At 50.0% G+C, this 18,475-nt stretch carries 15 protein-coding genes; 4 read left to right on the top strand and 11 right to left on the bottom strand.

Annotation, left to right across the window (positions count from 1 at the left end; genetic code table 11):
* From LHL18_RS16890 to LHL18_RS16850, 9 genes are all read right to left on the bottom strand, one after another.
* The gene (locus LHL18_RS16890) at window positions 1-348 is read right to left on the bottom strand and encodes a DndE family protein (protein ID WP_226767951.1); all 348 of its coding nucleotides are present in this window, start codon (window positions 346-348) and stop codon (window positions 1-3) included.
* On the bottom strand, window positions 348-2,339 hold the full coding sequence (gene dndD / locus LHL18_RS16885; protein WP_226767950.1) for a DNA sulfur modification protein DndD: 1,992 nt from the start codon (window positions 2,337-2,339) through the stop codon (window positions 348-350). The genes LHL18_RS16890 and dndD overlap by 1 nt, the downstream gene beginning before the upstream one ends.
* Entirely contained in the window at window positions 2,336-3,973 is a 1,638-nt protein-coding gene (locus tag LHL18_RS16880) for a DNA phosphorothioation system sulfurtransferase DndC (protein WP_226767949.1), read from the bottom strand. The genes dndD and LHL18_RS16880 overlap by 4 nt, the downstream gene beginning before the upstream one ends.
* Window positions 3,970-5,055 (bottom strand): DNA sulfur modification protein DndB, encoded by a 1,086-nt coding sequence (gene dndB, locus LHL18_RS16875; RefSeq protein WP_226767948.1) that lies wholly within the window; start codon window positions 5,053-5,055, stop codon window positions 3,970-3,972. Before dndB ends, LHL18_RS16880 begins: the two co-directional genes overlap by 4 nt.
* Before the next feature lie 142 nt (window positions 5,056-5,197).
* The gene (locus tag LHL18_RS16870; RefSeq protein WP_226767947.1) at window positions 5,198-7,060 is read right to left on the bottom strand and encodes a DNA phosphorothioation-associated putative methyltransferase; all 1,863 of its coding nucleotides are present in this window, start codon (window positions 7,058-7,060) and stop codon (window positions 5,198-5,200) included.
* Between the two features lie 2 nt (window positions 7,061-7,062).
* Window positions 7,063-7,605 (bottom strand): hypothetical protein, encoded by a 543-nt coding sequence (locus tag LHL18_RS16865; RefSeq protein WP_226767946.1) that lies wholly within the window; start codon window positions 7,603-7,605, stop codon window positions 7,063-7,065.
* A 5-nt stretch (window positions 7,606-7,610) separates the two neighbouring features.
* A complete protein-coding gene (locus LHL18_RS16860; protein WP_226767945.1) occupies window positions 7,611-7,793 on the bottom strand; it encodes a hypothetical protein in 183 nt (60 codons plus the stop codon).
* Window positions 7,790-8,287, bottom strand: a complete 498-nt coding sequence (locus LHL18_RS16855) for a thioredoxin family protein (RefSeq protein ID WP_226767944.1) — start codon at window positions 8,285-8,287, stop codon at window positions 7,790-7,792. Before LHL18_RS16855 ends, LHL18_RS16860 begins: the two co-directional genes overlap by 4 nt.
* A 250-nt stretch (window positions 8,288-8,537) precedes the next feature.
* Window positions 8,538-10,724: a TonB-dependent receptor gene (locus LHL18_RS16850; protein WP_226767943.1), complete on the bottom strand. Its 2,187-nt coding sequence runs from the start codon at window positions 10,722-10,724 to the stop codon at window positions 8,538-8,540.
* 338 nt (window positions 10,725-11,062) lie between these two features.
* Between LHL18_RS16850 and katG the strand changes: the two genes are divergently transcribed.
* On the top strand, window positions 11,063-13,276 hold the full coding sequence (gene katG, locus LHL18_RS16845; RefSeq protein ID WP_226767942.1) for a catalase/peroxidase HPI: 2,214 nt from the start codon (window positions 11,063-11,065) through the stop codon (window positions 13,274-13,276).
* Between the two features lie 154 nt (window positions 13,277-13,430).
* Here katG and LHL18_RS16840 read toward each other — a convergent pair whose 3' ends face one another.
* Window positions 13,431-14,474: an oxidoreductase gene (locus tag LHL18_RS16840; protein WP_226767941.1), complete on the bottom strand. Its 1,044-nt coding sequence runs from the start codon at window positions 14,472-14,474 to the stop codon at window positions 13,431-13,433.
* A 209-nt stretch (window positions 14,475-14,683) separates the two neighbouring features.
* Here LHL18_RS16840 and LHL18_RS16835 point away from each other — a divergent pair, with 209 nt between their 5' ends.
* The 3 genes from LHL18_RS16835 to LHL18_RS16825 all read left to right on the top strand — a co-directional run bounded on the left by LHL18_RS16835 (window position 14,684) and on the right by LHL18_RS16825 (window position 17,564).
* Entirely contained in the window at window positions 14,684-15,403 is a 720-nt protein-coding gene (locus LHL18_RS16835) for a hydrolase (protein ID WP_226767940.1), read from the top strand.
* 67 nt (window positions 15,404-15,470) lie between these two features.
* Window positions 15,471-17,219, top strand: a complete 1,749-nt coding sequence (locus tag LHL18_RS16830; protein WP_226767939.1) for an amidohydrolase — start codon at window positions 15,471-15,473, stop codon at window positions 17,217-17,219.
* A 12-nt stretch (window positions 17,220-17,231) separates the two neighbouring features.
* A complete protein-coding gene (locus tag LHL18_RS16825; protein ID WP_226767938.1) occupies window positions 17,232-17,564 on the top strand; it encodes a c-type cytochrome in 333 nt (110 codons plus the stop codon).
* Between the two features lie 6 nt (window positions 17,565-17,570).
* Here the strand turns inward: LHL18_RS16825 and LHL18_RS16820 are convergent, their stop codons facing one another.
* Entirely contained in the window at window positions 17,571-18,473 is a 903-nt protein-coding gene (locus LHL18_RS16820; protein WP_134058268.1) for a LysR family transcriptional regulator, read from the bottom strand.
* Between the last annotated feature and the right edge of the window lie 2 nt (window positions 18,474-18,475).

The raw sequence follows: 18,475 nt of genomic DNA, 5'->3' as shown, positions 1-18,475 counted from the left end.
CTACACCTTAATCTTTGCAGAATTAGAACTGAAGGTACTTTCTGATGTTACAGCTATGGCAATGTGAGCTGCCCATGCAGTCCATAGTTCCTTATCAGTAAAGTCCGGATAACGCTGTTTCAACAGTAGTTCCGTCGCTAGCTGGGTCATGCCCAGCCAGGTGACTTTATCTAGCTTTAGGGTGCCGTTTAACTGCACTTGCTGGCTTTTGTCGTAAACAAAGCCAGCTTCTATCGACTTAAAAAACGCAATACGTGCGGCTACATTCGGGGTAATACCGGTTATCTCTTTCTGCTTTTTAAGCTCATCTTCCACGGCCTTATTCAGCCACATAGTATTCGGTAGCATTACACTGCCTCCTGAATTTTGTCTTGCCAGAAGTAGCCTTCTTTTACTGTTGAGCTACGAGTTTGCTGGTTAAACTCAATCTCAAAGGCGTGGGAGATTTTTGGCGCTAAAGCTTGATAGAAATCTTCATCTACCTCGGTGTCGGTAGACAGCAAAATAACCTGCTCGCTGGCTTCCGGGAAGTAATTACGCACCAGTTTACCCCGATGGATAGAATCTAATCGGCCAAGCGGGGTATCTACCACTACCGGTAGTACCCGGCCGGATAATTTACCCAGCGCTTCTAAAATGGCAAAAGCAAAAATCTGCTTTTCGCCGGCAGACAGTGATTTACGGTTAATGGTTACACCGGCGCTATCTACCAGATTTACATCAAAGGTTTTCACGTCAATTTTGGCGGAGAACTTTAAGTCTTCTTTTCTGGCCAGTTTGCGATAAGCATCAATAAACAGCTGCTCAAGTTGGGTAACTCTGAGTTTAATCAGCTCTTCTTTAAACTCTGCCAGGGCGCTTTGGCTTTGCTCGACCCGCAGCGTAGCTTTATCTGCAGAGTGGTTGTTTTTTAAACCTGCGTAGAGTTTTTCCAGCCGCTTGGCACAGTCAAGCTCGGTTTGCTTATAGGCTTTGGCTTTAAGCATTAAGCCGATATATTCCCGGCTTACCGTGTCACGCTCTTTTTCCAGCTGGCGCAAGCTTTGGTATAGCTCGCGCAGGGTATCGGCATCAGGCGCGCGTTCTATACGCACAGATAACTGATCTAGCTCTGCCTGAACATCGGTTAGTTTCTTATTTAACTTATCAACATTGGCTTTAGCGATGCCGGCATCGGCAATTTGTGCTTCTAGCAGGGCAAAATCAGCATCAGTGATATCCAACTTTGGCGTTTGCAGGGCTGTGTCATTAATAATCTGGCCGAAATAACGCTGCATTTCGTTGTATGCAGCTTCACCTTGTTTATCCAGTGTTGTCTGCAAGCGTTGACGTAAACCGTCAAGGTGGCTGGTTAGCTCGTTGCTAAAGGCCTTGGCTTGCTTAATCTTTTGATCGGCTTGCAGTTGGCTCAGTAACGCCTGCATAGCTGTTGGGGCCAGTGCCAGCGGGTAGTTACCATTAACTTCGCTTTTTAGCTCAGCCTGTAAATCTTGTTTTTTGGCTAACAGCTCATTCAATTTGGCATGCGCGGCATCTTTATCTGTGGCCCAGGCACCGTCATTTTCCTGAATAATCAGCTCTTTCCTTGCTATTTCTTTATCGAGTTCAACTAGGTGCGTTGATAGCTTCTCAGCTTTCTCTCGAAATTGCTCGCTAAGAGTTTTTGCTAATTGTTTGTCAGCTTCTGCAGCCTTAATTTTGTTAAGGGTATCTTTGTCCGCTGTTTTACTGCCGTTTTCATTGAGGTAAATTTTCAGGTCATTACTGAGGCGGTTTAAAACGTCAATGCCCAATAAGCGCTGAACGGCTTCTTTTAAATAGCGGCCAGTATCATCTTCGGCCAGCTCGGCAATCTTTTCGCCATCAAAAAAGAATAAGTCACCGATACCGGGTGGTACCACCTCGTGTAAAAAGGACTGTACCTGTTCTGTGTTCAGGCTGGTATCTTGCTCACCATTTACTTTCAGAGTTAGTTGTTCATCGGTAAGGCTGTGCCAACTTCGTGTGATCTCATACTTTTTATGCTCACCGTGATGAGTGTAGGTAAACCCCAAGGTGATTTTGGCGCAGGTATTTGAATCCTCGGTTAAAGCTGTTTTATTAATTTGTTCTGCCAAGAAGTCCTGATAGTCTTTTTTACTCAGGATATCGCCTACTGCACGTTTACCAAGCAGTACTAAGCGGATAGCTGTTAAGATAGACGTTTTACCAGCACCATTTAAGCCACCAAATAAAACGATTGGGCGCTGGTAAACTCCCTCTTTTCGCAGGGCCAGATCAATTGGCTGCTTGCCATAAAAGACACGAAAATTTTCCAACAGTAAATGTTTAAAGATCATTGAATGCCCTCCTTTTCCAGCAGAACATTCATTGCTTTCAGCTCTTGCTCCAGTTTTTTAACCTCATTGCTTTGCTGCATTTGGTTTTGCCGCATTGCTAAGTTACTGGCAATGATCTCTTCGGCGCTTTCCCAGTCTTGTTGGATTAGACTACCGATTTTACCGAAAATACCGCTGCGGCGCACCAGACCACTCATAGAGGTTTCCAGATCGATCAGTTTTTTCAGCATTTGCGGCGAAATGCCATGTTTGGGCGCAATCTGGTTTAACAGCTCGCCTTCAGTCTGACCAAACTGGTTAGTATCATCAACACTCCAATCTAGTGTTAATCCAAGCTCTTCAAAAACAATTTTTGGCAGCGAGTCATCCCAATCAGGCTCATTCGGGTCATTAAGCCATTCATGGCGTACCGCATGTAACTCAGGTACGGTAATTAACTCGACATTGCGCTTGGCATCGTTAAATTGCTTTTGAATACGTAGCAGTAAGCGCATCGCCAATTGTCGGTACTTCAGTTTGTAAGGGCCTGTGGTGTAATCGTCGGTTAATACCCGCTCTTTATCTTCACGCAGAGTTTTAAACGCCAGCCGGCCGTCACGACGGATATGGTTGCGGTATTTTTTCTTCAGCTTAGGTGAAGTGCTGCGCGATAAAATATTGCGGTACTTTAATAACGGCTGCATCCACTCTTCGCCGTTTTGGATCAAGCTTTCCATGGCGCGGTCTTTAGTAACCACGGTGCAGGTCCAGCAGCCAAAACGTGAATTACCACAGGATGGCGTGGTTTCGTCAATTACCAATGGGCATTCGCCCTGACCGGAAGAGTCTTTATACAGGTTCCATAAAATAAGATTACGGCCACCCCAGGGCGTTTCCCATTCCAGGTCGTATTTGTCTAGCCACTTATTTGTAACACTAACTTTTCCGGCATAGCTGGTTGAGCGCGAATCTAAATGGCATAAGCGCAGTATCTTCCAAACATCATCAACGTGCCAGGTGTCGATAGGTGTATAAATGAACGCATTAGCCAGAGTGGTATGAACAGCCAAATCTGTGCCGTCGATTTTATGCTTTTTAATTACTTGTGCACGCGAGGCGCTTTCTTGTGAGCGGGAGCCCAGCACAACAATAACTTCGTTATAGTTACTGACTTTATCTTTAATAAACTTACTGACCGGGTCTATCTTCATTCGCTCGGTACACCAGCGGAAACTGCGCGTTGGTGCCGGATAACCTTTACCCAGCAAGTTAGCCCAGAAAGTGTTATTCGACTCGGGCATGACCTTATGGCAGGTAATAGGCAAACCATCACGCTTTGCACCTAACTCGATAGCTTTTAGTGAGTTATTAACATGGTCAACAACCATCGGTGTTTCTACCAGGGTGTCGGACGCTACTACAAAGACCGGTTTATGTCGCTGCTCCGGTTTTAAGCCTAATAAGGCGAAATACACTAACGTCATTACGGCAGATGAGTCTTTACCACCGCTATAACCAATTACCCAGGGCCTGTCATCAGCACGATAAACGCGCTGGGTATCGGCAACGAACTCACTGAGAAAACGGCCGGTAAATTGCTCGTTTTCAATAAAGTCGATGTAATCCTGTAAGTCGTGCTGATTCAGTAGTTTCATTTGCCTAAGTATTCTTTTTCTCTGGTAAGTTCTTGCTCAGAGATGTTCATATTAATTTCGCGTTTTATTTGCAACGAGGTCAGAAAAATATTTGTTAGTGCTTTTGATAGCCTGCCATGTTGCATTGCTCTATTTGCCCAAATAGGGTTGCTCTTAGACCAGTCAAGTTGGCCAATTGCGGCCAGTTTGGTGCGCCTTTCTGCGACAGGGTAACAGAGTAGCTCTTTGCCAACCATGGCTAATGACTGCAAACCAATACCATGGACAATAATGCTATCCCGCCTTAGCTCAGTGGCAGAGAGTTGCTTATTCTGCAGTTGTTGCCATTCAGGAATGTAATCAAATAGTTCGGTCCAGAATTCAGCTACTGCATTTTTTTCTGCTTCTGAAAAACCTTCTTTGGCACTTTTACCGCTTAAAATGCGGGAAGCTTGCTTGATACTGCTAAGGGTAAACAGTTTACTACTTTTTACCGGTATAGAGGAAGATTCAAATTCGGTGTAGCCTTTAAAGGGCTTACAGTTAAACGCCAGATATCTTGCCAGCTCTGATGCTTGATCGCGGTGATCATACATGGTTGCCAGTGATGGGCTGGGGCGTACGGCGTACTTGTTCAGATCAGCAAACAGCTGTTGACTGCGCGTTAAACCTTCATCGACAAAAAACAGCACGGCGATATTGTCCTGGCTTAACTCGGGCCGCTCCTTTAATGCTTCTTCTATCGCTGCGCGGCGGTGCTGGCCGTCATTGATCAGGATCTGCGCTTCCATCGGAATGGTTAGCGTGCCTAAATTACTGCCTTTAACGTGCTCAGTAAAAGTAACGGTTTGACTAACAGAGGCAGTAATGGCGGAAAACACATAATCTGTTGGCCCATCGACTAAATATCTGGCCATTTCCGGAATACGGCTTTTGTTAAGCGTGCGTTGCGCCCGCAGCTCGACCGGTACATCTTCTTCATCATACATAAATATTTTCGGGATCAGCCTAAGTGGGCAAGTGGTGATATAAAACGGCTTTTGCGCTTGCTGGCCTCTAACTGCAGGGAAGTTGTAGCTGAATCCGCTATCAGTATCTGTCATTTTCAATGCCTCGCTTGCTGCTCTTTACGTAAAATTATTACGTTTATTACGTAATATTCCAGTGAAAAATTCAGTTTTCATTGGTGTTGAAAGCTAAAGATTTGATTTTGTATTGATTGTTTTTTGTACAAAATGTTTGTTGCTAACTAATAAACAGCTGTTTGTCATGCAGTGGTGGCCGGTTTGCAGAATCTACGTAATCAAAAAAGTCGACGCTCTGCTCAGCCATTTTTATTTTTACCCGCTCGGCTAGTAAAGGTGTGGCTTTAGTAAAGTCGTCATAACCCAGCAGAGTAAGCTTGCCGGAATGAAAGTGGATTTTAATCAAGTCAATATCATCCAGCTCGCCATACAGCTGTAAAGCGGCGCCGGTGTAGACCCGCAGTAACGTGCTTAGTTGGCTCAGGTAAGTTTTATGGAATGTCAGGCTGTGTGGTATGCCATCTTCCAATTCAAGCTTGCCGGGTATGAGTTGCTGTAGTTGCAGGCAGGCATCTTCTATGGCTTGTGGATCGGCAATACTAAACAGCAACTCCTTTGCCTGTGTTAACGCCACATTGTAGGTACCAAAAAACGCCTTGATATCACGCTTTAAGCTTTCCGGCTGCTGGGCATAGCCTTTATGTTTTTGAAACTGTGCCAGAGCAAAGTACACCAGCAAGTCCTCTTTACGCATGGCTGCAGCTTGCTCAAGCTCGTCTGGGTTGTACCATTTACTGACTAAGCGCAGGGCTTTCTTTGGTGAGCCTACTATTTCATTGAGTTGCTTGTAGTCAGTAAATTCGTCCTCTGCTGGCAAGCGGCCAAGGTCGAGGCAGCATTTCCAAAACGCTTCAAACAGCGGTTGGTGCTGGGTAAACAATAGGCGTGCTTGGCTTTCAGATACCGGCTCAGGTGCAGTTAGGTGCCGCCATTCATAATGCCGTTTTTGCCTGCTTTGCTGGAAGTGTTGCTCTAGGTTTTTATCGCGAAACACATAAAAAATACCCGGGCCTATGGCGATGGCATTTTCATCTAGCGTGGTTTCGATAAATTCTTTTAACTCGCCTTGGCTGTAGTACTTTTGAAAGGTATTGCGTGAGGTAATAACGCCATCTTTGTAGGGTTGAAACTGTGTAATATAGCTCTCGTTGGCCAACATGGCCGACACCACCAGTAGCTTTTGGGTTAACTCCCAGCTGCCGAGTAGAGCGTCTAAGCGCTCGTCTTTATCTTCAATAACGTTAACTACAAAGCCAATGTTAACAATATCAGAGCTGACTTTGTCGGCATCTGGGCGAAAGTTTGGATCCCAACCCAGCACGTCTAAGCCGTGGGCTTCAAGTTCACGCAAATCATCGCCCCGGCCACAACCATAATCAAATAGTGAATAATCGCCTTGCAGAAAACCATGCTTTGCCAGGGTTTTCATCGGTGCGGAGAGTTCATGCCGCACTAATGCGGTTTTATGCCGGTCAATATTTTGTTCATCCTCTGCAGTATGCAAAGCGGAACTGCGAAACAGCCGGCCATCCATTAGCTCATAGCCATGTTTGGCGATAAGCCGCTGCCAGCTGGCTTTAAAGCCGATCATTCTAGGGTTGTCATACAAGCCTGCCGCTTCACCCTCTTGTGTAATCAGACAAAAGCTCTCGTAATCCGGATGGTCTGGCAGAATAAAGTGTTCTTTACGGTGCAGTATCGGCGGGTTGTCATGCTCGTCATAGCGGGTAACTCTGTGTTGTAGTCTGGCTAAATCAACCGTGACGCTTTGATGTAACGCGGGGTAAGCATCCGTATAAAAATCAGGGTAATACAGCAGTGACAAACGAAAGTTAGTTTTAAACAGCTTAACGATATTCCAGTCAGATGCCGGCACCTTCAATGCAGTAGCAACAACACCTATAAATTTGGTTAGTGGTGGCGGCAAAGCACTAAAGGCATCTCTATGTAGGTAAATAGCATCCGGCAGTTTTTTACCGGCACTTACCTGTTTTACCAACTGATTAAACTGCTCTGCGTCCATGGTCAAAGCTCTTTTGCCAAGGCTATAGCACTATCGCCAAACGCCTTTTTGCCGGGGTAACGCCTGCCGTATTCGCTTTGCTGCATTATTTGCAGATGTCTCAAGGGTTCATCAGACACGCTGATATGAATAGGCCGGTTGCGGCCATAAAAATACAGTTTATCGAAGCTTAGCTGTTGGCAAATAAACTGCACTACCAGGTGCATGCGCTGTTCATAGCCCTGCACAATAAAATCACAGGCTGCGCCGGGTCGGTGGCAAATAGTGGAACCTTTAGAATTAAATTCAGTGCAGGCATGTTGATCTAACCCTGGCGCTGTACCTGCAGGTGATAAGCGCTGGATATAACGGCTTAGTGTTGGACCGGTAAAGCCGTAGGTTATGGTTAATTGGCCAAAATGTTCAGCCACAGGCAGGAGTATTTGGTTAGTGAGTTGTGCCAGAAAACGCTCAGATGCTGCTGATGGTGTGTTGTCACCGGCAAATTGGTGCTTTGCCCGGTGCCAGTTTAGGAGTTGTGCGTAGATCTCATCAAAAGACTGCACGGTGGTTACTTCTCGGCATGCTTGGGTAGCAGATAGAAAAACCGGTTCCCTTCTTTGCGAAACTGCAATTTGCCCGCCAGGCGCATATGCATCAGGTAGCAGTCCGACACCTTAAGCACTTTTTTCGCTTCTTTGCTGGTTAGCCAATTTTCTGTTTTTTGCTTATCCAGCGGTTGCATGCTGCTCATTTTCTGCCTTCCGCTATCTTTGCCAAATCATCTGCCAGTGACTGCTGCGGCCGCTCGATAATGCGGCCAAGCTCTTTGCCATTTTGCAGCACTATGATTGTCGGCGTGTACTTCAGGTTGTAGTAGCTATGCAGTTGCTGTGGGTGCTGCTTTTGCCGGTTTACGGCCTGTAACTGCAGGTTGTCTGTGGCAATATTGGCTTGTTGCAGCAGCTTTAGCAGCCTCGGTACTTCGCGCTCGCTGTCATGACACCAGGTGCCAAACAACACCACCAGCTGCAGGCCTTGCAGGTTCTGAATTTGTTGAACCTCAGCGGCATCTGGCTGATAACGGCTGTATTCGGCAGCAAATGCCGGATACTGCGCCAGTAACCCCTCTTTGCTGATGATACCTTCGGCATCGGCGCTGGCCATATTGGTAGCGCCTACAGGGTGTGGCAGTAGACTGGTGCAGGCGGTTATCAGCAGCGCAAGCGCTAGGATCAGGTATTTCATCGGGCGGGCTCTTTTTAGTGTGGTTAGGCTGGTTATCTTAGGCATGCAGCGTTTAGCTTACAATATGTTAGGGGGCGGCTAATGCCAGTCAGTTAAGCTTACAGCTGTCATCGGTTTGCCCACACCAACACGCCGTAAACCCAATTCCTGGGGGCTCGTCTCAGCCCATCCGGGGCTGAGACGGTTGGTTTAGAGCAAACCGATTCTGCTTAGCTGATCAGTATTAGCCATTGCGGCCGCCTGTGTTTACTTAGAAGGTAACGTTGTAGCGTAAACCAAACTCGCTGGCATCGTTGCTTAGGATACGCAGGATATAGTCACCGGTATTTAACCGGGCATTGTCGTATCGTTCATCAAAGATGTTCTGGCCGTACAGCGAAACTGACCAGTTGCCGTTTGCCGGGCTGTAGCGCAGGTCGGCGTTAACCAGCTCACGGCTGGCCAGCTGTGTCATGCGGCCTTCGTCGCTGCTTGGTTCGCCGTACATGTCGTCGCGGAACGAGTAATCTACCCTTGTGGTCAGGCTGGCACCGTTAGGCAACGCAAATTCGTAACTGGCACCGACCGCGGCAGTCAGCTCCGGCGTTAACGGCGCCACCGGTTTTACCCCTTCGGTTTCGTCGACGTCAACATCAATCCAGCCCACGGCAGTGTGCAGTTTAAAGGCATCTGTCAGGTATAGCGTGCTTTCCCACTCGATACCGCGTGATGTCTGGCTGACCACCAGGTTAGTGGTGCTGAAGCCGCCTTCTGCTGTGGTGCTGACCTGGTACGGCAAGTCTTCATATTCAGTGTTAAACAGTGCCAGGCTCATGGCAAAGTTGCTGCTAAGCTGGCCTTTAAAGCCAATTTCATAGTTTACGGCGGTGATGTTGTCAGACGCGACCAGACATTCCGGGTTGCCGAATAAACAGTATGGCCGGGCCGGAAACTGGCCGGACTGATAGCCACTTTGCACGCTGCCGTAAATATTCATGCCGTTTGCCAGCGTGTAATTGGCGGATAAGTCATAGCTGAGCTGACTCCAGCTGTCTGATGCACTGAACGGGCCTGAGCCGACATTTGCTACCACATCTTTCTTGTCACGGTTAAAGCGCAACCCACCTGCGACGCGCAGTGCTTCACTGACGTTGTAGCCAAGGTTTACAAACACGGCGCGGCTGGTGGATTTTTGATCCAGCTCTAACAGGTTAGCGCCGCCATTGAAACGGGAGTCTTCGCCCTGGCGGTTGCCGCCTTCTTCTTCAAAGAAGTACAGGCCAGAGACGAAATCGAAGTCACCATAATAGCCGCTTAGCTGCCACTCGATTGAGGTTTGGTCGGCATCACCGCGCTCGGGGTAATGATCCAGCGCGTAAATGGTGGCGTCATCATCAAGGCCTGCTTTGTACTCTGAACTGCGGCGGCTGATAATGGCGCGGGTTGACAGCGTGTCGGTCAGGCCGGCATCGAGCGTTAATGAAATACCGCTGGCTTCATTGCTGACTTCAGTCACTTCACGCGTGCCGGTGGCGTTGTCGTAAATATTGGCGGCGACGTCAGTGTTGCGCAGTGGGCCTGCTGGTGTAGGTTCGCCAAAACGCTCGCCGGTGTAATAGGCGCCGGTGGGTACTTCATCAATCAGCGTAGTGTAGGGGCGCAGGCCGCCTTTGCCATCATTTGCATCTGCGGTCAGCACCAGGCTGAAATCATCGGTTGGGCTGAATTTCAGCGAAAAGCGGCCATAGGCTTCTTTGGTTTCGCCGACATCATATTTTGCATCCGGTACGTTAATAAACTTACCCAAACCGTCACGCTCGGTGTAGCCGCCGTTAAGGTTAAAGGCTACCGTATCGCTGAGTTCGCGGTTAATAAATACATCACCTTTCAGCCGGCCGCGGGTACCGGCGGCCAGCGTTGCTTTGGTTAGCGCAACTTCATCCGGCTGTTTGGTAATAATATTGATGGCACCACCGATAGAGTTACGGCCATACAGCGTGCCTTGCGGGCCACGTAATACTTCAATGCGGGCAATGTTATTCAGGTTCCAGTTTTGGCCAACCTGACGGCCAAGATACACACCATCTACATAGACACTGACACCGGGATCGGTAGTGACCAGGTGATCCTGCAAGCCAATACCGCGAATAAAAGGGTTGGCAGATGACGTATGGCCGGCAGAAAAGCCGGTTACGTTCAGGTTAGGCACAAACTTACCAACGTCGGTTAAATCGGTGATGCCCTGCTGGGCCAAAGCGTCACCGGAAAAAGCGCTGATGGCCACCGGCACTTCATAGATCACCTGGGTACGTTTGGTGGCAGTAACTTCAATTACTTCAATCTTGCTGTCCGTGTCAGGTGCGTTGTCCTGTGCGATGGCCGGTAAAGACAGCGCCAGCGCTACAGCGCTGGCCAGCAGGCTGGCACGTGCGAAAACATGGCTTGGGTGTGATGACATTATAATTATTCTCCGCAGTTAATTGCCCTAATCGCGGGCAAACCGCGAAAGTATATCTGCAACTGCGACAGACGGGCAGTTTTATCCGGTAAAAAACCGTGATACAGCACTGTTATCAACTTTTCCGATTACCTCAATCTGTTTATATCACTGCAATTAATCAGGAATCGGCTTTAATTTATCAGGCGGATTGATGCTACGGCGCCGGGGGGATTACCGGCGTTGGGGGTCGTTCTTTGTTACATCCTCCGTATGGATGCTGCCACCTGTGTTGTGGCAGTGCGTGAATAACCGGGTGCAGTAAACCTATGGCACCTTTTTCGGACAGGTATAGAACCATGATAAAGAAAACCGTTCCTATGATTTCAGTGCTGGCACTGGCAATTTCGATCAGTGTTAGTGCAGCCGATACCAGTACTACTACCACTAACAGTTTCTGGTGGCCGGATAAACTGGATTTAACGCCACTTAGACAAAATGCGGTTAAATCTAATCCTTATGGCGCCGACTACGACTATGTGCAGAAATTTAATGCGCTGGATTTAGATGCGTTAAAGGCCGATATCAAAGCGGTGATGACCCAATCACAGGATTGGTGGCCGGCAGACTATGGCCACTATGGGCCTTTCTTCATTCGTATGGCGTGGCACAGCGCCGGTGTATACCGCATTTTTGATGGCCGTGGCGGGGCCAACGGTGGCCAGCAACGCTTTGAACCGCTGAACAGCTGGCCGGATAACGTCAGCCTGGATAAAGCCCGCCGCCTGTTATGGCCGATTAAACAAAAGTACGGCAGCAGCATTTCATGGGCAGATTTAATGGTGTTAACCGGTAATGTTGCGCTGGAATCCATGGGCTTTAAAACCTTTGGTTTTGCCGGTGGCCGCACCGATGACTGGGAAGCCGAAGTGGTGAACTGGGGCTCAGAAAAACAGTGGCTGGGCAACAAGCGTCGTAACGAAAAGGGCGAGCTGGCCAAGCCGTTAGCAGCAGTACAGATGGGCCTGATTTACGTCAACCCGGAAGGGCCGAATGGCGTACCAGACCCACTGGCGTCAGCAAAAGAAATTCGCGATACCTTCGGCCGTATGGCAATGAATGACGAAGAAACGGTGGCGCTGATTGCCGGCGGCCATACTTTTGGTAAGGCGCATGGCGCCCATGATGCGAAAAAATGTGTCGATAAAGACCCGGCCGCTGCCGGTATGGAAGAGCAGGGCTTTGGCTGGAAAAACAAATGCGGTAAAGGCCATTCTGAGGACACCATTACCAGCGGCTTAGAAGGCGCCTGGTCGGCCAACCCTATTGCCTGGACATCGCAGTATCTGGATAACCTGTTTGGCTTTGACTGGGTGCAAACCAAAAGCCCGGCTGGCCATATTCAGTGGGTTCCGGCCGGTGGTCAGGCTGCCAACCTGGTACCGGATGCGCATATCGAAGGTAAACGTCATGCACCTATTATGTTTACCTCGGATCTGGCATTAAAAGAAGACCCGGCGTACCGTGCTATTGCGCTGCGTTTTAAAAATGACCCGAAAGCGTTTGAACTGGCGTTTGCCAAAGCCTGGTTTAAGCTGACCCACCGCGATATGGGGCCGCAGGCACGCTACCTGGGTAAACTGGTTCCTACCGAAGCGCTGATTTGGCAAGACCCGGTACCAGCGGTTGATCACCCACTGATTGATGCCAATGATATTGCCAGCTTAAAAAGTAAAATTCTGGCGTCTGGCTTAACCGTACCGCAACTGGTGCGCACAGCCTGGGCGGCTGCCAGCAGCTTCCGGGGTACTGATATGCGCGGTGGTGCTAACGGTGCCCGTTTGCGGTTGGACCCACAGAAAGACTGGGCGGTAAACGACCCGAAAGAACTGGCCAAGGTACTGAAGACGCTTGAAAAAGTACAAGGCGATTTTAATAAATCGCTCAAAGGCGGTAAAAAAGTGTCACTGGCCGATGTAATAGTGCTGGCAGGTGGTGCCGCGGTAGAAAAAGCGGCAAAAGATGCCGGTTACACGGTAAGCGTGCCCTTTACTCCGGGTCGCACTGATGCCAGCCAGCAACAAACGGATGCGGCGTCCTTTGCGGTACTGGAGTTAAAAGCAGATGGCTTCCGTAACTATTACAGCAGCGAAGCCGCGTTGTCGCCGGCCGAAGCGCTGATTGACCGCGCCAATATGCTGAACCTGAGCGTGCCGCAAATGACAGCACTGGTGGGTGGCCTGCGCGTTCTGAATGCCAACAGCGGCGGCAGCAAACATGGTGTCTTTACTGACAAGCCAGGCAGCTTAACCAACGATTTCTTCGTTAATCTGCTGGATATGTCGACGAAGTGGAGCAAGTCTGACAAACAACCTGGGCTGTATGAAGGGCTGGATCGTAAAAGCGGTAAACTGAAATATACCGCGACGCCGGTTGATCTGATGTTTGGCTCGCATGCCGAGCTGCGTGCGGTGGCGGAAGTTTACGGTGCTAACGACGGCAAAGAAAAGTTTGTACAGGACTTTGTCAGCGCCTGGACCAAAGTGATGCAAAACGACCGCTTCGATATCTGATAAAGCGGTAAAGCTGGCTTAGCAGGACCGGCTTGCCCTAAATCAACCGTTGGAGGCCATGGATGGCCGGAACCGAGCCTCAGGGATGATTTATGGCGTGTTGATGTGGGCAAGCCGCGTCATGCGTAGCATCTGACTCGCAATTAGCACCTGTTTACAATTTGGTGCTAACTGCGATTACCTCACCATTGGCAGCGGATTGCTCTGCCAATTGCAGCAGATACATCACATCACAGGCTTGCTCAGCCGGCACCGGGTTTGGCCCTTCGCCACGCAAGGCGGCAGCAATAGCGCTGTAGTATTGCTGGTAGCAACCGGGCGCCAACAGCATTTCAGTAGCATTATCAGAGTGGTACAGCATGGCTGGCCGTGGATCCTGGCCCCAGCCGTTACTTAACGGCGTTAAACCCTGTTTTAGCTGGTCTTCCTGCACATCCAGGCCAAACTTCTGCCAGTTGCCCTGCTGGCATTGCAAGGTAAAACGCGGCGAGGGCGCGGCGCTTAACATAGAGGCACCAAGGGTTACGCCAAAATGGCCGTAATCAAGATAAACACTAAACCAGTCACAGGCTGTAGCACCTGGCCTTAGCTGTTTCAGCGTAGCCTGCAACTGTTTGGGTAAACCGAATAATACCAGCGCCTGGTCTAAAAGGTGCGGGCCTAAATCGAACCACAAACCGGCGCCGGGGCCGGCTTGCTCACGCCAGCGCTGGCGTACTTCTGGCCGGAAGCGGTCAAAACGGGATTCTAAATGGGCAATACCGCCCAGAGTATTCGACGCCAACAACTGCTGTAGCGCGATAAAGTCGGCGTCAAAGCGGCGGTTATGAAACACCGACAGCAACAACTGCTTCTGCTGCGCTAACGCTGTCAGCTTTTGCGCCTGTTCAAGGCTCAGGGCAAAAGGTTTGTCTACCACCACATGCTTACCTGCCTGCAGTGCCAGTTCAGCCAGCGGCGCGTGGCTGTCGTTCGGGCTGGCGATGACCACCAGATCAATATCCGCCAGCTGGATAACCGCCTGATAATCAGCGCTGACATCAATTGCGTCACCCAAATCCGCCTGTACGCTGGCCTGTTGAGATGAACCCACTGCCACCAGCGTTAAACCCGGTGTGGCGTTAATCAACGGTGCATGAAAGGTTTTACCGGCGTAACCATAGCCAATCAGGGCGATGCGAAAATCTGTTGCAGGCATAAGCTAAAAACCACGGTAGTCATTTGGGCGTTGGCAATATTAACACAGCAATCGAAATTTCCTTTTTCATTCTGTTTTGGGGAATGAATTGTACGTTATTTTCAAATTTTAATTCTTTTTATCAGGACTAAAATGATTCACATGGATTGGTTAAGCGGTCCCATCCAGAAACCGAAACCACTTTATTAAACATTATTGAGGATAAAAAAATGTTCAAATTCAATACAGCTGTTACCACTTTAGTTGCGTCTGTTTCTTTATTAGCTGCTGCGACAATGCCTGCTTTCGCCGGCGCACCGGGCAAGGGGTTATTAACACCGGATAATCACACGCTGATCCTGATTGATCACCAGCCGCAAATGGCCTTTGCTACCCGCTCGCATACAGTAGAAGAGGTTCGCAATAATGTCACTGGCCTGGCAAAAGCGGCCAAAGTCTTTAAGGTGCCAACCATTCTGACTACCGTCGCCGCAAAGTCGTTCAGTGGACCTTTGTTCCCTGAACTGCAGGCAGTGTTCCCGGAGCAGACACCTATTGACCGCACGACGATGAACACCTGGGAAGATAAACGGGTAACGGATGTGGTAAAGAAGTTTAAAAAGAACAAAATTGTTATCGCAGCACTTTGGACAGAGGTGTGTGGCGTTGGGCCGGTGCTGTCGGCGATTGATGAAGGCTACGAAGTATACTTTGTTACCGATGCCTCAGGTGGCGTAAGCAAAGAAGCACACGATATGGCGGTACTGCGGATGGTGCAGGCCGGTGCACAACCTATTACCTGGTTACAGTACATGTTAGAGCTGCAACGTGATTGGGCCCGCACAGGTTCTTATGCTGACGTTACAGGTATTGCGAAACAACACGCCGGTGGTTATGGCCTGGGCCTGATTTACGCCACTGAAATGTTTAATGCCAAAGAAGGCCAGTAAGTTCAGCACAGTCATTCTCGTTTAATCACAGGGCCACAGCAGTGGCCCTTATTTCAGGGACACTAAGATGAAATATATTGCTAAGACGCTGACGGCCATTGCCGGCATGCTGTCACTCAATGTGCTGTCAGCTGACATGATTGTGCACAACGCGAAAATAGATACCTTTGATGGCAAAAGCTACACCGCATTCTCAGTCACCAATGGCCGCTTTGAACACTTAACCAATGACGCCGCCGCGCTGCTGGCGCAAAAAACTGACGACACTCTGGTAATAGACGCCAAAGGCCGCCGCGTTATCCCGGGCATGAATGACTCACACCTGCATGTGGTAAGGGGCGGGCGGTTTTATAATCTGGAAACCCGCTGGGAAGGCTTAACCTCGCTGTCGGAGGCGCTGGCGCTGATAAAGCGCAATGCGGCAAAGGCGCCAGCCGGACAGTGGGTACGGGTCGTTGGCGGCTGGAGCCCTTATCAGTTTGCGGAAAAACGGATGCCGACCTCCGACGAGCTAACCGCAGCGGCACCGGATACGCCGGTATTTGTACTGCATTTATACTCCGGCGGTGTGCTGAACCGCAAAGCGATTGAGGTGCTGGGGTTAACTGCTGAAACCGTGGCGCCCAAAGGCAGTTACTATGAAAAAGATGCCGATGGCAAGCTAACCGGCCGCTTGATTGCTGATCCAAACCCGCAGATTTTGTACCAGACCATTGCAGCTTTGCCGCAGCTGTCTGCTGCTGAGCAGTTAAATTCAAGCCGGCAGTTTTACCGCCGTTTGCTTAGCCTGGGCCTGACCAGTGTGGTGGATGCCGGTGGTGGTGGCCATGCTTTTCCTGATGATTATCAGGCGTCGACAACTCTGGCAGAAACGGGCGAGCTGCCGCTACGGGTAGCGAATTTCCTGTTTCCGCAAACGCCGGGAAAGGAAATGCAGAGCTTCGAAAGCTGGATGCAGCATTATCAGGCCAATCAGAATTTGCACCTGCATATGGATAACGGCTATGTGATAGAAGGTGGTGGCGAACTGCTGGCGTGGAAAGCGTCTGATTATGAAAACTTCCGTGCCGCACGGCCAGAGCTGGATAAGGCCGCCGATGCCGAGCTGGAGCAGGTGGTACGTTTGCATTTGCGTCAGGGCTGGCCGTTTCGGATCCACGCTACGTATGATGAGTCGATTGCGCGCATGCTGAATGTGTTTGAGCGTATTAATAAAACGCAGCCACTTAACACAGTGCGCTGGATTATTGATCATGCCGAAACGGTGTCCGACGCTAACCTGCTGCGGATTAAACAGCTTGGCGGTGCCATCGCAGTGCAGGGGCGGATGGCCTTTGCCGGTGAGGATTTTGTCCAGCGTTATGGTGCCGGGCAGGCAAAACGCACGCCACCACTGAAAAAAATGCTGCAGCTGGGTATACCGGTAGGGCTGGGCACTGATGGCACCCGGGTCGCCAGTTTTAACCCCTGGGCCACCTATTACTGGGCTGTGTCGGGTAAAACCGTTGGTGGCTATCAGTTGTATGGCGACGACAACCGGCTGGATCGTTTGACCGCGCTACAACTGTTCACCGCTGGCAGTGCGTATTTATCTGGTGAAGAGCAGTACAAAGGCCAGATAAAACCGGGCATGTATGCAGATTTTGCCGTGCTGAATCAGGATATTCTTACTGTACCTGAGCAACAACTGTTGCACACCCGATCTGAGCTGACCGTGGTGGATGGCAAAGTGCGTTACGCCAGCCAAACGCCGTTCCCGGCCTTGTATCAGGCCGCAGAGCCGGCATTACCTGCCTGGTCACCGGTAAACCAGTAAGGAGGAACTCAGATGAAACTCGTTTTTCCCACTTTACTGCTGGCGCTGCTAAGCCCATGGCTGGCAGCGGATGAGGCCGAGTACAGCCGCGGGCAACAGCTGGCACAGCAATGTTTGGGTTGCCATGGTGAAACCGGTATTGCACCGGTAACAACCAACCCGAACCTGGCCGGACAAAATGCGGAATACCTGCGGTATGCGTTAACAGCTTACCGCGATGGCAACCGTAAAGGCGGCATGGCGTTTATCATGCAGGCCAATGCCAGTAGTTTGTCAGACAGTGATATTGCGGCGCTGGCGCTGTATTTCTCATCGCAGACAGGGCGTGATGGCAGTCAACCCTAGCACAGCTCACAGATCGGCAGAGGTTGGCAGGTCGATACTCTGGTAACGCAGCTCACCTAAAAAAGTGCGGGCGGCCGGCCCCAGTTTATCGGCATCGCTAAACAGCAGGTACAAACTGACTTTACGGCTGGCGCCACTGCACAGTGGCAGCCGTTGTAGCCGGCCTTGTGTCAGATCTTCCAGGATGGATGTCAGCGGTAACCAGGCAAACCCCAGCCCTTGCTTAATCATATCGATAGAAGTGCGCATATGACTGACGGTCCAGCGCTGGTTGGCACCAAGCCAGCCTTCGTCGTGCCGGTTATGGTGGGCTGAATCGCGTACCACGATTTGTCGGTAGGATTTTAAATCTTCCAGATTCAGCTCTCTGCCAAGCTGCAATAATGGGTGCTGCGGGCAGGCAACCGCGACAAACTCTATCTGGCACAACTCTTCGTTAAACAACTCTTTTTGTACCACCGGTGAGACAGCGATATCGGCTTCAGCGTTCTCGAGCAGTTCTTTCGCGCCGGTCAGAATAGATTCCATCAGCTCAATACGCAGTAGCGGGTACTGCTGTGAAGTATTTTCCAGCGCCTTATACAGCAGCGGGTGCGGGAATATCTCATCCACCGCAATCCGCAACCTGCTTTCAATACCTTCAGCCAGCGTATGGCCAACCTGTTCCACCCGGGCCGCTTCCTGCAGTAAATAGTTGGCACGGCGCAGTACTAACTCACCGGCATCCGTCAGCAGCGTTTTACGGCCTTCAACCCGGAATAGCTTAACACCCAGGCTATGTTCTATTTTCTGAACCGCATTGTGAATGCTGGACTGGCTTTTATAAATGGCCTGCGCCGCCTGATTAAAGCCGCCGTGCTCGGCGACCATAATAAACATACGCCATTGTTCCAGCGAGATCCTAAGCATAG

It is taken from the genome of Rheinheimera aquimaris (genome assembly GCF_020531985.1).
GTDB lineage: Bacteria > Pseudomonadota > Gammaproteobacteria > Enterobacterales > Alteromonadaceae > Alishewanella > Alishewanella aquimaris.
Note: the sequence above shows the minus strand (reverse complement) of the source record. Positions and strands in the feature narration are given on the sequence as shown.

What these genes read in the sequence shown, in the direction of transcription:
- LHL18_RS16890 (WP_226767951.1), bottom strand. Translation starts at nt 348, where the DNA reads ATGCTACCGAATACTATGTGGCTGAATAAGGCCGTGGAAGATGAGCTT.
- LHL18_RS16825 (WP_226767938.1), top strand. Translation starts at nt 17,232, where the DNA reads ATGAAACTCGTTTTTCCCACTTTACTGCTGGCGCTGCTAAGCCCATGG.
- LHL18_RS16870 (WP_226767947.1), bottom strand. Translation starts at nt 7,060, where the DNA reads ATGGACGCAGAGCAGTTTAATCAGTTGGTAAAACAGGTAAGTGCCGGT.
- LHL18_RS16880 (WP_226767949.1), bottom strand. Translation starts at nt 3,973, where the DNA reads ATGAAACTACTGAATCAGCACGACTTACAGGATTACATCGACTTTATT.
- LHL18_RS16860 (WP_226767945.1), bottom strand. Translation starts at nt 7,793, where the DNA reads ATGAGCAGCATGCAACCGCTGGATAAGCAAAAAACAGAAAATTGGCTA.
- LHL18_RS16835 (WP_226767940.1), top strand. Translation starts at nt 14,684, where the DNA reads ATGTTCAAATTCAATACAGCTGTTACCACTTTAGTTGCGTCTGTTTCT.
- LHL18_RS16850 (WP_226767943.1), bottom strand. Translation starts at nt 10,724, where the DNA reads ATGTCATCACACCCAAGCCATGTTTTCGCACGTGCCAGCCTGCTGGCC.
- katG (WP_226767942.1), top strand. Translation starts at nt 11,063, where the DNA reads ATGATAAAGAAAACCGTTCCTATGATTTCAGTGCTGGCACTGGCAATT.
- LHL18_RS16830 (WP_226767939.1), top strand. Translation starts at nt 15,471, where the DNA reads ATGAAATATATTGCTAAGACGCTGACGGCCATTGCCGGCATGCTGTCA.
- LHL18_RS16840 (WP_226767941.1), bottom strand. Translation starts at nt 14,474, where the DNA reads ATGCCTGCAACAGATTTTCGCATCGCCCTGATTGGCTATGGTTACGCC.
- dndD (WP_226767950.1), bottom strand. Translation starts at nt 2,339, where the DNA reads ATGATCTTTAAACATTTACTGTTGGAAAATTTTCGTGTCTTTTATGGC.
- dndB (WP_226767948.1), bottom strand. Translation starts at nt 5,055, where the DNA reads ATGACAGATACTGATAGCGGATTCAGCTACAACTTCCCTGCAGTTAGA.
- LHL18_RS16820 (WP_134058268.1), bottom strand. Translation starts at nt 18,473, where the DNA reads ATGCTTAGGATCTCGCTGGAACAATGGCGTATGTTTATTATGGTCGCC.
- LHL18_RS16855 (WP_226767944.1), bottom strand. Translation starts at nt 8,287, where the DNA reads ATGAAATACCTGATCCTAGCGCTTGCGCTGCTGATAACCGCCTGCACC.